The organism is Microbacterium martis (genome assembly GCF_047246685.1).
Classification (GTDB): Bacteria; Actinomycetota; Actinomycetes; order Actinomycetales; family Microbacteriaceae; genus Microbacterium.
Window position 1 is genome coordinate 798468 of the sequence record NZ_JBFOKT010000002.1, and the last position, 12078, is coordinate 810545.

The 12078-nt window shown below is 71.5% G+C and carries 13 protein-coding genes; 3 read left to right on the plus strand and 10 right to left on the minus strand.

Annotated features, from left to right (window positions below; genetic code table 11):
• Positions 1-89: 89 nt before the first annotated feature.
• Genes AB3M90_RS11765 through AB3M90_RS11775 form a run of 3 tightly spaced genes read right to left on the minus strand, consistent with a single transcriptional unit; the run spans position 90 to position 2787 of the window.
• On the minus strand, positions 90-1652 hold the full coding sequence (locus AB3M90_RS11765; RefSeq protein ID WP_412952150.1) for a S8/S53 family peptidase: 1563 nt from the start codon (positions 1650-1652) through the stop codon (positions 90-92).
• A 56-nt stretch (positions 1653-1708) separates the two neighbouring features.
• A complete protein-coding gene (locus tag AB3M90_RS11770; protein WP_412952152.1) occupies positions 1709-2164 on the minus strand; it encodes a hypothetical protein in 456 nt (151 codons plus the stop codon).
• Positions 2161-2787 carry an RNA polymerase sigma factor gene (locus tag AB3M90_RS11775; RefSeq protein WP_412952154.1) on the minus strand — a complete coding sequence of 209 codons (627 nt, stop codon included), beginning with the start codon at positions 2785-2787 and terminating at the stop codon, positions 2161-2163. Before AB3M90_RS11775 ends, AB3M90_RS11770 begins: the two co-directional genes overlap by 4 nt.
• A 99-nt stretch (positions 2788-2886) precedes the next feature.
• Between AB3M90_RS11775 and AB3M90_RS11780 the strand changes: the two genes are divergently transcribed.
• Positions 2887-3795 (plus strand): PfkB family carbohydrate kinase, encoded by a 909-nt coding sequence (locus tag AB3M90_RS11780; protein WP_412952156.1) that lies wholly within the window; start codon positions 2887-2889, stop codon positions 3793-3795.
• A 30-nt stretch (positions 3796-3825) separates the two neighbouring features.
• A complete protein-coding gene (locus tag AB3M90_RS11785; protein WP_412952158.1) occupies positions 3826-4656 on the plus strand; it encodes a zinc-ribbon domain-containing protein in 831 nt (276 codons plus the stop codon).
• A gap of 34 nt (positions 4657-4690) precedes the next feature.
• Here the strand turns inward: AB3M90_RS11785 and AB3M90_RS11790 are convergent, their stop codons facing one another.
• From AB3M90_RS11790 to AB3M90_RS11820, 7 genes are all read right to left on the minus strand, one after another.
• On the minus strand, positions 4691-5803 hold the full coding sequence (locus AB3M90_RS11790; protein WP_412952160.1) for an FUSC family protein: 1113 nt from the start codon (positions 5801-5803) through the stop codon (positions 4691-4693).
• A gap of 120 nt (positions 5804-5923) precedes the next feature.
• On the minus strand, positions 5924-6610 hold the full coding sequence (locus AB3M90_RS11795) for a hypothetical protein (protein WP_412952162.1): 687 nt from the start codon (positions 6608-6610) through the stop codon (positions 5924-5926).
• Positions 6610-7521 carry an ABC transporter ATP-binding protein gene (locus AB3M90_RS11800; RefSeq protein WP_412952164.1) on the minus strand — a complete coding sequence of 304 codons (912 nt, stop codon included), beginning with the start codon at positions 7519-7521 and terminating at the stop codon, positions 6610-6612. The genes AB3M90_RS11795 and AB3M90_RS11800 overlap by 1 nt, the downstream gene beginning before the upstream one ends.
• Complete coding sequence (locus tag AB3M90_RS11805; RefSeq protein WP_412952166.1) at positions 7518-7922, minus strand: GntR family transcriptional regulator; 405 nt, start codon at positions 7920-7922, stop codon at positions 7518-7520. Before AB3M90_RS11805 ends, AB3M90_RS11800 begins: the two co-directional genes overlap by 4 nt.
• Positions 7923-8052: 130 nt before the next feature.
• Complete coding sequence (locus tag AB3M90_RS11810) at positions 8053-8853, minus strand: ABC transporter permease subunit (RefSeq protein ID WP_412952168.1); 801 nt, start codon at positions 8851-8853, stop codon at positions 8053-8055.
• A complete protein-coding gene (locus AB3M90_RS11815) occupies positions 8850-9848 on the minus strand; it encodes an ABC transporter ATP-binding protein (protein ID WP_412952170.1) in 999 nt (332 codons plus the stop codon). Before AB3M90_RS11815 ends, AB3M90_RS11810 begins: the two co-directional genes overlap by 4 nt.
• Positions 9845-10519 carry a TetR/AcrR family transcriptional regulator gene (locus AB3M90_RS11820; RefSeq protein WP_412952172.1) on the minus strand — a complete coding sequence of 225 codons (675 nt, stop codon included), beginning with the start codon at positions 10517-10519 and terminating at the stop codon, positions 9845-9847. The genes AB3M90_RS11815 and AB3M90_RS11820 overlap by 4 nt, the downstream gene beginning before the upstream one ends.
• 62 nt (positions 10520-10581) lie before the next feature.
• On the opposite strand from AB3M90_RS11820, the gene AB3M90_RS11825 reads away from it, so the two are divergent.
• Positions 10582-11916 (plus strand): class I SAM-dependent methyltransferase, encoded by a 1335-nt coding sequence (locus tag AB3M90_RS11825; protein WP_412952174.1) that lies wholly within the window; start codon positions 10582-10584, stop codon positions 11914-11916.
• Positions 11917-12078 lie beyond the last annotated feature (162 nt).

Sequence of the window (12078 nt, forward strand, 5' to 3'; positions counted from 1 at the left end):
AGGTCGATTCGGCGGGTTTCGACCTGCAGGTGTGTTTTCGACCGACGGATGCAACGGCCGCCGGACACCCGACCCGGGATGCCGCGGCCTCAGCCCCGGTCGCCAGGGGTGGGCAGGGCGTCGAGCACGGCGGAGACGGCCTTCGCCGCGGCATCCGGCGACACGCCCTCGACGGGCACGGTGCCCAGCTGCGCCGCGATCCGGCCGGCGACGTAGGGAGCCGCGAACGACGTGCCGCTCCACACCGCGAAGCCGCCGCGGTAGTCGTCGGGGTCGAGGGTCTCGCGGTGCAGCCCGTCGACGTCGGCTCGACTCGCGGCCTGCTCGCCGCCGAGGAACGCCGGCGAGCAGCTGACCACCGCGGCGCCGGGTGCGTAGGCCCGCACCCACGGTCCGACGTTCGAGAACAGGGCGACCGACCGCGCCGAGGGGTTCAGCGCCCCGACCGAGACGAGCGGTGCGCCGTCGTCCGACGGAATGCCGTTGTCGGCACCCGGCCACGGCCACAGCGACGCGGGGAACGACGGTCGATCGATCGCGTCGTTCCCTGCCGAGCACACCACGACGCAGCCCAGTGCGCGTGCCGTCGCGAGGAGTGCGTAGAGGGTGCGGCTGAAGAGTCCGTCGGTCGGCGTCTCGTGGTAGTACCCCAGCGAGAGGTTCAGCACGTCGATGGGGAAGCCCGTCGACGGATCGTCGCGGTGGCGGCGCAGCAGCTCGACGACCTGGGCGACGGTGTGCAGCAACGTGCTCTCGTCGATGACGCCGAGCGCCCCGGCGACGCGGATGGAGAGGATGTCGGCATCCGGCGCGCACTGCCGCACGATTCCGGCGATGAACGTGCCGTGGCCGGCGACGGCGTCGATCTCGCCGTCGAGCTGGCCGTACAGGTCGGGATAACGCTCGGGGTCGGCGTCGTCGGTGAGCCCGACGGGGTGCCCGTCGAGCTCGACGTGCCGCGTGACGATGTCGGCCGGCAGCCAGGCGTGCTCGCCGCAGCCGGTGTCGAGCACCGCGACGACCGGGCGCCGGCCCTTCTCGGGGAAGGGCCCGCGCTGCGGGGCCGGGCCCACCCAGCTCACCGGCTGTCGGGCGCCGCGGCCCGGCTCGAGGTAGTCGTCGCTGCCGCCGTACCCCGCCCCGCGGATCGGGTTCGTGCGGGTGAACGGGTTCGTGCGGGTGAAGGGGTTCGTACGGGTGAACGGGTTCAGCCCGACCGGGTCGATCGACAGCACGTGCTCGAGGCTCGTGCGCGGCATGGTCGACCGCGACATGCGGCGCGCCCGTTGCAGCACCCGCCACGCATCGGGCGCGATCGGGGATTCGCCGCGACCCGGTTCGTCGGGTGTCGTCAGGAACGCCCGCAGGAAACCCGGCACGCCCGGCGCGAGCTCCGCCGACCGCTGATCGTCGGACTCGACCTCGAGCCGCCACCCGAACGAGTCGGCCGCATCGCGCAGGGTGCGCAGCTCGCGGTCGTACGCCTCCTCCTGCTCATCGCGATTCTGCGTGATGAGCAGACGCTGCGGCAGATACGCGGTGGGGAAGGCGCGGATGCCGTCGACCGGCTCCAGACTCGGGTCGAGCGCCGTGCCGCGGCGGATCGATCCCTCGGCGCGGTCCTGCCAGGTCCATCCCTCGGGTTGTTCCATGGGTCATCCTCTCCCTGCGGGTCGCCCCGCGACTCGGCTGCGGGCGGTGCCCGTGCTCACAGTTCGAACTGCGGTGTCGACAGCGTGCGACTGGCGTCCCCCTCGCCGGCCGTCAGGCGCACGCGGGTGAGCCCGGGCGGCACCTCGTCGAAGACGAAGCGTCCGGTCTCGGCGGGCGACGTCGACGCCGACCGGTCTCCCTGCGTCAGCACGATCTCGGCCACGGCCGTGTCGACCCAGCCGTCGACCCGCCGACGCCCCGACGCGGTCGTGGTGACGTGCAGCAGGATGCTGGTGGTGCCGTCGCTGAACTGCAGCGTGAGCGCATCGGCCTCGCCGCGCACCGCTCCGAGCTCTCCCTCGACGAGGGTGAGCAGGGCGTACTCGCGGTTCAGGCCGTCGGCCGCGACGGCGGCGACCATGCGGTCGATCAGCCCGGCCGGCACCGGGTCGACCTCGCGCCACAGGGTGCGGAGTCGGGCGAACATCGCGGCGTCGTCGTGGTCGGTCATGCGATCCCCTCCCGTCGCGGTGCCGACGGTGCGTCGAGCAGAGCCCGGAGCTTCGCCAGGCAGCGGCTGCGGGTGGGGCCGATGCTGCCGATCGGCATGGCCAGGTCGGCGGCGAGGCGGGCGTAGTCGGGACGATCTTCGAAGGCGATCACGCGCAGCAGGCGCTGACAGCGCTCGGCGAGTCGCTGCACCGCTGCCCACAGGCGCCGGTTCTCGTCGTCGGTCGCGGCGTGGTCTTCGGCCGATGCCTGCTCGGGGAGCAGGGCGTCGAGGTCGTCGGCCTCGGCCGTGTCGACGCGGCCGTGCGCCTTGCCGACCTTCCACGCCTCGCGCCGAGCGGTGGTCGTGAGCCAGGCCGAGACCGCGCGCGGGTCGGCGATCGACCCGTCGCCCCGCACGAGCTGCAGCCACGTGGTCTGCACGACGTCTTCGGCCAGCGTGCGGTCGAGACCGTAGGCGCGCACGACGTGCCAGAGCACCGGCGTCATGAGACGCACCAGCTCATCCATCGCACGACCGTCGCCCTCGCGCCATGCCCCGAAGAGGTCGGCGGCCCGCTGCCAGCGTGCGGGACCGTCGTCCGGAGCAGGATCGAAGGCGGCGCCAGGTGCACCGTCGACCATGGAGCCCATTGTGATCACACACACCAGGAGCACGGCAAGAGCCTCCTGATACATGGACGGTGTCGATCTCCGGCCCGCTCGGACCGTTAGCGTGGAGGGGTGACCCCGACCCGCATCGATCGTCTCGTCGTCTTCGGTCAGATCGCGCAGGACCTGGCGCTCGCCGTCGACGAGCTCCCGGCGGTCGGCGCCTCGGCCGACGTGGGCGAGGCGCGATGGCTGCTCGGCGGCAAGGGCGCGAATCAGGCGGTCGGTCTGCGGCAGTTGGGTGCCGGGGTGGCGGCCGTCGGAGTCGTCGGCGACGATGCGATCGGGGCCGCGATGATCGCCGCACTCGAGCGCGATGGCGTCGACGTCGCCGGCGTCGTCCGCCGGGGTGCCACCTCGGTGCTCCTCGACGTCGTCGATCCGGATGCCGATCGGATGCTGTTCGAGCACACGCCCGCGTCGGCTCTGCTGACGCCTGACGACGTGGAGCGCGCGGCCCGATCGGTGCGAGAGGCGGATGCCGTGTGCCTGCAGGCGCAGCAGCCCGGCGATGCGCTGCTCGTCGCCGCACGGCTGGCTCGGCGGTCGGGATCGCTCGTCGCGCTCGACGGGGCGCCGGATGCCGCCTTCGCGGAGGAGCTCGTGTCGTGCGCTCACATCGTGCGCGCGGACGCGGCCGAGGCCGAGATGCTGGTCGGCTTCGCCCTGTCGGACCTCGCCGCGGGGCGGGAGGCGTGCCGCCTGCTGCGCGAGCGCGGCCCGTCCGTGGTGGCCGTGCAGGTGAAGGGCGAGGGCGATCTGGTCGCCTCGACCGCGGGAACGACCTTCCGCCCGTACGGCCAGGACGAGACGGTGGTCGACCGCACCGGCGGGGGCGACGCGTTCTTCGCCGGCCTGGTCCGCGCGACAGGTCTGGGGTGGTCTCTGGAGCGGACGGCGGACCTCGCCGCTCGTGCGGCCGCCTCCGTCGTCGCCCGTCTGGGCGGACGACCCGACCTCGTCGGCATGATCGCGGACTGAGATGTCGGCGCCCCCGGTTACAGTCGCCGTGTGTCGGAGCCGGTGCAGCAGTGGTGGGCGAGGAGACAGTTCTCGCGGGGGCTCGCCGTGCCCTACGAGGTCGGCACGTTCCGCGAGGCGTGGGGTTCCTATCCCGAGATCATCCGTCAGTATCATCCCGAACTGAATCACGGGGTCGTGCTGTCACAGGTGCCGCTCGCCGCCGACGTGCTCCTCTGTTGGGAGTGCGCCGTGGGGCACCGGTTCGCCGCCACCCCCACCGAGCAGCGCGAGAGGCCAGGACGCGTGCGACGCCGGTCGGCGTGGTGCCCCGAGTGCTCGGCCCTGGCGCGACCGCAGCCGGTGATCCTCGGCGAGGCGCGGGCGATCCCTGCGCGGCCGAAGAGGCGGGCGCCCGACGTGTGCACGAAGACGCCCGACCTCCCGAAGGGCACCGCTTTCGCCAGCGTGTGCGCGCCGAAACCCGCGTCGGCCGCCGAAGCACGTCTGCGTGCCGAGCTCGCCGCGCGCCTGACGTTCTCCGGCGGTCTCAACGCCGTCAAGGTGGCGCGACCGTTCTTCCGCCACACCGAGGTGTGGCCCGACATCCTCCTCCCCGAACTGCGCGTCGCGATCGAATACGACACCGTCGGTCGCTACGGACTCGAGCACGTCGGCAAGAGGCAGGATGCCGACCTGCGCAAAGACCGCGCTCTGCGCGGTGCCGGGTGGGAGGTGGTGCGGATCCGCACCGGCGCCCTCGAGCCGCTCGGGCCCTTCGACGTGTCGATGACGTCGCTCGGCGCGCGCGGCATGGCGCGAATCGTCGACCGGCTCCGTGAGATCCGCGGGGCGCTGATGGTCGATGCGTATCTGCGGTGACCGGTGGCCCGGCGTGCGGCGACGAGGGCCGCGTCTACTCCGTGTCGTCCGACGCCGCCCCCGCGGGTCCGCTGAGGATGAGGAGGATGCGGCGCAGGTGCATGACCGTGAGCACGCCCGGACCCATCGAGCTGCGTGAGTCGACCGTGCGATCGTCGACGCGCTCCAGGAGCAGGCGCACGGCCCGGGTGGCCTCCCCCCGCAGCCGGTGGCTCTCGCGCGAAGACGGGTCGTGCTGAGCGATGACGTCGGCCACCGCGTGGCAGGCGGCCGACAGCGGCTCGGGCAGGGCGGGGTCGAGCGGTAGAGCGGCCGGGCGCTCCCAGATCGTGTCGGCCGTGGCATCCGAGATGTCGCGGATGAGGTGGGCGATGCGATCGAGGGCCGCGAGCTGCTCGTGCATCTGCTGCGTCTCGCCGCGCGCGCCGCGCGCGCGGGGGTTGCCGCGACGGCTCTCGTCGGCCTCGGCGAGTGTCTCGCGCAGCGTCGCGGTGGTGTCGGCGAGCGAGGCGGCGTCGTCGGCCCAGTGCGTCCGCTCGGGCGGCCACGAGTCGGTCACGGCGTCTCCGATGTCGTGCAGGTGCCGGCTCAGCTGCGCACGGAAGGCGCCGACCCGGGCCGCGGCGACCTGCGTCAGCGGCGCCGGGGCGATCAGCACGTTCACCAGCAGGCCGACGATCACGCCGACCGCCATCTGCGCGAGGTATCCGAACGAGAAGTCCTCGGCGTCCTGACCGCCGATGACGAGCACGAACAGCGCCGCGATGGGCACGTACTCGCGGCCGGCGCCGAACCATCCGGTTCCCGAGAGCAGCACGCCGACGCCGATCACGAGCGGGATCGTCCACCAGGTCGGCCCGAGGGTGAGCGCCACGAGCGACGCGAGCCCGATGCCGGTGGCGAGGCCCAGGAGGGTCTGCAGGCTCGACCGCACCGATCCCATCAGCGTCGGATACATGCTCACGAGCGCGCCGAGCGGGGCGTAGTAGGGATACTCGTCGGCGACGCCCGGCATGTGCGGGGCGATGGTCCAGGCGAGCCCCACCGCGAGGGTGGTCTTCGCGACGAACAGCAGACGGGCGGGCAGCACGGCCTCGCGGAGCGCGCGGGCGAGGTCGGCCTGGCGTGCGCGGAGGGAGGTCTTCACGCCGAGCGACATTACGCGGCTCGGATCGCCGCCTCCTGCCGATCCCCTGGGAGCGCTACCGCGCAGAGCGACGCCGGCCGCCCCGGAGAGGACGACCGGCGTCGCCGGATCTCGGTTCGATCAGGGGACCGTCCGCCGGAAGGCGAGGAAGGAGACGACCGACAGCACGGCCACCGCCACGAGTCCCCAGAGGGCGAGTCCGAGGGCTCCCAGGTCGCCGATCGTGCGACCGACGTGCAGCCACAGCTCGAGCCGGGTGACGAAGAAGATGAGCCCGAGGAGCACGAGGGCGAGCGCGACGGCCACGATCGTCAGCACCACCGGGCCCCAGCTCTTGTAGATCGTCGCTCCGGTGAAGCCGAGCACGAACAGCAGCAGCGCGAGGGTGAAGAACACGACGAACGCGCCCGCCGGCCCGCCCTCCCACACCCAGGGCAGGTGGAACACGTAACCGTTGACGCCATACCCCTTCGTCGCGATCTCGATGGCCGCGCCGAGCAGGAACACCAGACCCAGCAGAGCGCTGCCGAGGACGGCCGTGGCCAGGGTGCCGAGGAAGAAGTCCCGGCGCGTGACGCTCATCGCCTGCGAGAACGGGAAGGTGTAGGTCATCGCCCCGATCCCGATCCCGAAGAAGTACCACAGGGGTGCCTGACCGCCGCCGCCGTACTTCGGGGTGTCGACGGGGATCATGGCGTAGATGATCACCGAGATCACCACCGCGGATGCGAGGATGATCAGGGGCACCCAGATGAACGTCTGACGGTTGATCAGCTGCAGGCGGATGACGTTGAGTGTGCGACGCATCAGCGGACTCCTTCCTTCACGGCGATGACTTTCGTGGCGGATTCCGCCTTCTGCGTCAGGCGGACGATCAACTGCTGCAGCGAGACCGGCGCCAGATCGAGACCGGATGCCGTGATCTCGGCGCGCTCGTCGGCCGAGACGCCGCCGAGCACGGTGATCGAGGCCACCCGTCCGAGGGATTCGCGGTGCAGGACCTCGCGCCCCGACGCCCAGGCGTCGACCTTCTCCGCGTCGCCGACGACGGTCACGGCACGGTCGCGCACGGCATCCGTATCGTCGTCGAGGAGGATCCGCCCGTTGTCGATCACGATGACCTTCTCGATGAGATTGGCGACCTCGTCGATGAGGTGCGACGACAGGATGATCGTCCGCGGGTGCTCGGCGTAGTCTTCGAGCAGGCGGTCGTAGAAGATCTGTCTGGCCACGGCATCGAGCCCGAGGTAGGGCTCGTCGAAGAACGTCAGGTCGGCGCGCGACGCGAGGCCGATGATGACGCCGACCGCGGAGAGCTGACCGCGGGACAGCTTCTTGATGGTCTGCTTCATCGGCAGCTGGAACTGCTCGATCAGCTGGTCGGCGAGCCCCTGGTCCCAGTTGCGGAAGAACAGGCTGGCGGCCTTGAACGCGTGACGCGGGTAGGCGTCGTCGGGGTACTTCTGGCTCTCGCGCACGAAGCAGACCCGGTCGAGCACGCGGGCGTTCTCGTAGGGCTGCTCGCCGAAGACCCTGACCTCGCCGGAGCTGGCGAAGTTCTGCGCCGTGAGGATCGACATGAGGGTCGTCTTGCCGGCGCCGTTGCGCCCGAGCAGGCCGTAGATCGCGCCTTCCTCCAGGCTCAGCGACACGTTGTCGAGTGCACGCTTGTCCTTGTAGCGCTTCGTGAGGTTCTGCACCTCGATGACGGTGGTCATGCGGGGGTCTTCCCTTCTGCGGTGGGCTCGATGGATGAGGGGCTCTGCGCGGCGCGCCGGCGGAGCAGGTCGGCGAGGTCGTCGGCGCTCAGCCCGAGCGTGCGGGCCTCGGCGAGGAGCGGGTCGATGTAGCGGTCAGCGAAGGCGGCGCGGCGTTCGCCGAGCAGCTGCGCCTTGGCGCCGGCGGCGACGAACATCCCGATGCCGCGGCGCTTGTACAGCACGCCCTTGTCGGTGAGCATGGCGACTCCCTTGGCTGCGGTGGCGGGGTTGATGCGGTAGAAGGCGGCGAGCTCGTTGGTCGAGGGCGCCTGCGCCTCCTCCCCCAGGGAGCCGTCGACGATCGAGTCCTCGATCTGCTCGGCGATCTGGAGGAAGAGCGGCTTGCCTTCTTCGATCACGAGTCCTCCACGGTGGTTCTTGGGTTAGTTACATGAGTAGGTAACCATGGAACCGTGTGCGTGTCAACCATCGGGGCGCGGCGTTTCGTCTCGTCGCCGCGCTCCTCGCTCGACGACCGGGGTCCGCGTATCAGCCGCGCAGGTCGCGAGCCCGCAGGGCGACGGCGGATGCCGCGACGCACACGAGCGCCAGTCCCCAGGTGAGAGCCAGGCCCGCGGCATCCGGCCCCTCGGCCAGCGGCGACTGCCGGTAGACCCAGGCGTACGGCGACAGCGCGTTCAGCCACTCGAGGTCGCTCGACTGCTTCGCGAGCGCCTGCAGGATGTACCCGAGCACGGCGATGCCCGCGCCGACTCCGGTCGCCCAGACGCGCCGCCCCGTCGCCGCCCCCGCGAGCAGCGCAGCGGAGGCCGTGAGGAAGGCCAGCCCGGCCAGCGCGGCGCTCGCGCCGACGATGCGCGCGGGTTCGAGGTCGAGGTCGGCCGGTCCGTTCAGCGCCTGGATCACCGCGCCCGAGAACACGGCCAGCCACAGCAGCCGCACCAGCACGCTCGCCGCCGACTCGAGGGCGTACTGCACGCGACCGATTCCGTGCGCGAGGTCGAGCTCCGCGCGACCGCTCTCCTCGGCGCCGGCCAGCGCCGCCGACCCCCACACGACCGCGGCGATCGTCAGGAGCAGGAAGCCCATGAGTCCGTAGAAGGTGCTCTGCGTGTAGCCCGCGCCGCTGGAGATCTGGTCGTATCCGAGCGTGTCGACGAGCTCCTTCGGCAGCGCGGCGAGCAGATCCTGCAGCTGTTCGCTGCCGCCCAGGCTCGGATACAGCGGGAGGTACAGCAGCAGCACGGCCGCGAGACCGAGCGTCCAGCCGAGCACTCCGCGCCACGACTCGCGCAGACTGCGACGGAGAACGGGAAGGATGCCGCTCATCGCGCGCCCTCCCGTCGCTCGCGCCGCGTTCGTCGCGTCGGCGTGGACCCGGCCGGCTGGGACTGCTTTGAGGAACCCGCGCTCGCGCCGTAGAGGCGCAACACCGACTCCTCCAGATCGGGCTCCTCGACCGACAGATCGCGCACCTCGAACCGGGCCAGCGCCTTCACGAACGGGTCGATCCCACCCTCGACCGTGCCCGAGACGTGGAGGACTCCGTCGGCGTCGTGCTGCTCCAGACCGCTCAGACCGGGGATGCCGTCGAGCACGCTCCGTGCCGCCGCGGCATCCGTCGCCAGCGCGGCCCGCACGCGACGCACCGATCCGAGCCGCAACGACGCCACGTCGCCGTCGGCGACGACCCGTCCGTTCGCGAGCACCGCGACCTCGTCGGCGGTCTGCTGGATCTCGCTCAGCACGTGCGAGCTGAGCAGGACGGTCTGCCCGGCGTCGCGCGCTTCGCGCACCATCGCGAGGAACTCGCGCTGCACGAGGGGGTCGAGGCCGCTCGTCGGCTCGTCGAGGATCAGCAGCTCCGGGCGGTGCATGAACGCCTGGATGAGCCCGACCTTCTGCTTGTTGCCCTTCGAGAGCGTGCGCACCGGGCGCGACAGGTCGACGCCGAGGCGCTCGGCGAGTCCGCGGGCGGTGCGCAGGGTGCCGGCGGTGTCGCGCGCGCCCGAGACCTGCGCATAGAACGACAGCATCCGGTGTCCGCTCGACCGCCCGTCGAGGCGCAGCTCGCCGGGCACGTAGCCGAGGCGGCGCCGCAGTGCCGCCCCGCCGCTCCGCGGGTCGGCGCCGAGAACCCGCACGGTGCCCGACGACGGGCGGATGACGTCGACGAGCGTGCGCAGCGTCGTCGTCTTGCCGGCGCCGTTGGGGCCGATGAGTCCGAACACGGTGCCCGGACGCACGGTCAGGTCGAGCTCGTGCAGGGCGATCCGGTGGCCATAGCGCTTGTGCAGTCGGCGGATCTCGATCGCATCGCTCATGATGCCGATCCCTTCTCCGCCCCGTCGGCGGGGAGCTGTTCCTCCTCGTCGGCGAGAGCCGCACGGGCTCCGTCGAGCAGGGAGGTCGTCGAATAGATGCCGTGCGTGAGGAGTTCCAGGGTCGGCACGGTCATGCGCCGGAGTCCGGCGGGGCTGAGCTGATCGGAGCCGAGCACGCGGGCCATCTGCGCACGCATGATCACCGGCCCGAGTCCGATCAGCGTGACCAGCAGGGTCGTCATGTCGGGGTCGCTCATCGGCTCGAGCATCCCCGTGTTGCGCTGGTCGTCGAGGATCGCGCGGGTGCCTGCGAGGAGGGCGTCGAAGAGCCGGTCGGCGGCCGCAGAGCCGTCGAGGAGCATGCGACCGAGGTAGTCGATGTACGGCCCGTAGCGCTCGATGTCGTGCATGGCCGCGCGGATGCGGTCTTGCGTGGGGGCCTCGATCACGACGTGCTCGTCGTCGATGAAGATGCTCACGACGTGGGCGTCGCATTCCGCGCGCAGGGTGTTCTTGTCGCCGAAGTGATGCACGATCAGCGCGGGGCTCACCTCGGCCTCCCGGGCGATCGACCGCAGGCTGGTCGCGTCGAAGCCGTCGCGGGCGAAGGCGCGGATGGCGGTGTCGCGGATGCGGGCACGAGCGGTGAGATCATCGGATGCTGAACGCATGTACAGTATGCTAAACAGCCGTTCAGCCGGGGTCAAGGGGTTGGCGCTCGTAGGGTGGAGAGGTGGATTTCCCGTACGCGCGGCTTCGTCGGAGGCCAGACGTCGAGGCCGAGAACCTTCAGGCCCACGACGCGACCGATCTGCTGCTGGTCGAGCGGGCGCTGTCGCGGGGAGCGGCCGGCGAGGAGATCGCCGTGATCGGCGACGGATACGGAGCGATCACCCTGGCGCTCACGGCCGCCGGCCGCCCAGGGGTTCGCGTGCACCAGGACGTGGTCACCGGACGACGCGCCCTGGAGCTCAACGCCGCCGACCTCGGGTTGTCGGGGTTCGCGACGCACGAGCTCGACGCCGGGCTCCTCGCGGGCGCGCGACTCGTTCTCCTGCAGCTGCCGAAGTCGCTCGCGGAGCTGGAGGAGATCACCGATGCCGTGGCGCGCTGGGCGGCGCCGGATGCCGTGCTCGTCGCGGGTGGCCGGGTGAAGCACATGACCCTCGCGCAGAACGAGGTGCTCGGGCGCCGCTTCGCGGTCGTGCAGCCGCAGCGGGCGGAGCGCAAGTCGCGCCTGATCGTCGCGTCCGAGCCGTTGCCCGTGCCCGCCGATCCGCCGTTCCCGGTCGCGGCGCCGCACGGAGGGCTCCAGCTGGTGGCGCACGGCGGGGCCTTCGCCGGGGCGAAGCTCGACATCGGCACGCGGGTGCTGCTCGACGTGCTCGGACTCGCGTCGGGGGCCCTTGGCGGATGGATCGCTGAGCCTGTCGAAGCGTCGGGGGCCCTTGGCGGATGGATCGCTGAGCCTGTCGAAGCGTCGGGGGCCCTTCGACAAGCTCAGGGACTCACCGGTGGCCAGGGACCCATTCGTGGCCAGGGACCCACCGGTGGCCAGGGACTCACTGGTGGCCAGGGACCCACTGGTGGCTGGAAGTCTCCCGGTGGCTGGGTCGCTGAGCCTGTCGAAGCGTCTCCGACCGTCGTCGACCTCGGATGTGGCACCGGTGCCCTCGCCGTCTCCTACGCTCTCGCCCACCCGTCGGCGCGGGTGATCGCGACCGACCGTTCTGCGGCGGCGGTCGCGTCGGCGCGCGCGACGGCCTCGGCGAACGGCGCGGCCGATCGGATCGAGGTCATGCATGACGACGCGGCATCCGAGCTTTCCGACGAAAGCGCCGACGTCGTGCTACTCAACCCGCCGTTCCACCTCGGCACGAGCGTCCACACAGGCGCCGCGACGCGGCTGTTCGAGGCCGCCGCCCGCGTCCTCCGCCCCGGCGGCGAGCTGTTCACGGTCTTCAACTCCTCGCTCGGGTACCGCGCCGAGCTGGCGAGGCTGGTCGGTCCGACCGAGCAGCTGCAGCGTACGCCGAAGTTCACCGTGACGCGCAGCATCCGCCGCTGACGAACGTCCGGGCTCGAGTCCGTGGGATGGACGTGGGCGGGCCACTTGCAGGTCGGGATCACACCTGCAGGTCGATTCGGCGGGTTTCAACCTGCAGATGTGCTTCCGACCGACGGGACGACCGGCCACACCAAGAGGCAGATGCGTCCGCGGCATCCGTCG

What these genes read in the sequence shown, in the direction of transcription:
- AB3M90_RS11765 (WP_412952150.1), bottom strand. Translation starts at nt 1,652, where the DNA reads ATGGAACAACCCGAGGGATGGACCTGGCAGGACCGCGCCGAGGGATCG.
- AB3M90_RS11770 (WP_412952152.1), bottom strand. Translation starts at nt 2,164, where the DNA reads ATGACCGACCACGACGACGCCGCGATGTTCGCCCGACTCCGCACCCTG.
- AB3M90_RS11775 (WP_412952154.1), bottom strand. Translation starts at nt 2,787, where the DNA reads ATGGTCGACGGTGCACCTGGCGCCGCCTTCGATCCTGCTCCGGACGAC.
- AB3M90_RS11795 (WP_412952162.1), bottom strand. Translation starts at nt 6,610, where the DNA reads ATGCGTCGCACACTCAACGTCATCCGCCTGCAGCTGATCAACCGTCAG.
- AB3M90_RS11800 (WP_412952164.1), bottom strand. Translation starts at nt 7,521, where the DNA reads ATGACCACCGTCATCGAGGTGCAGAACCTCACGAAGCGCTACAAGGAC.
- AB3M90_RS11810 (WP_412952168.1), bottom strand. Translation starts at nt 8,853, where the DNA reads ATGAGCGGCATCCTTCCCGTTCTCCGTCGCAGTCTGCGCGAGTCGTGG.
- AB3M90_RS11815 (WP_412952170.1), bottom strand. Translation starts at nt 9,848, where the DNA reads ATGAGCGATGCGATCGAGATCCGCCGACTGCACAAGCGCTATGGCCAC.
- AB3M90_RS11820 (WP_412952172.1), bottom strand. Translation starts at nt 10,519, where the DNA reads ATGCGTTCAGCATCCGATGATCTCACCGCTCGTGCCCGCATCCGCGAC.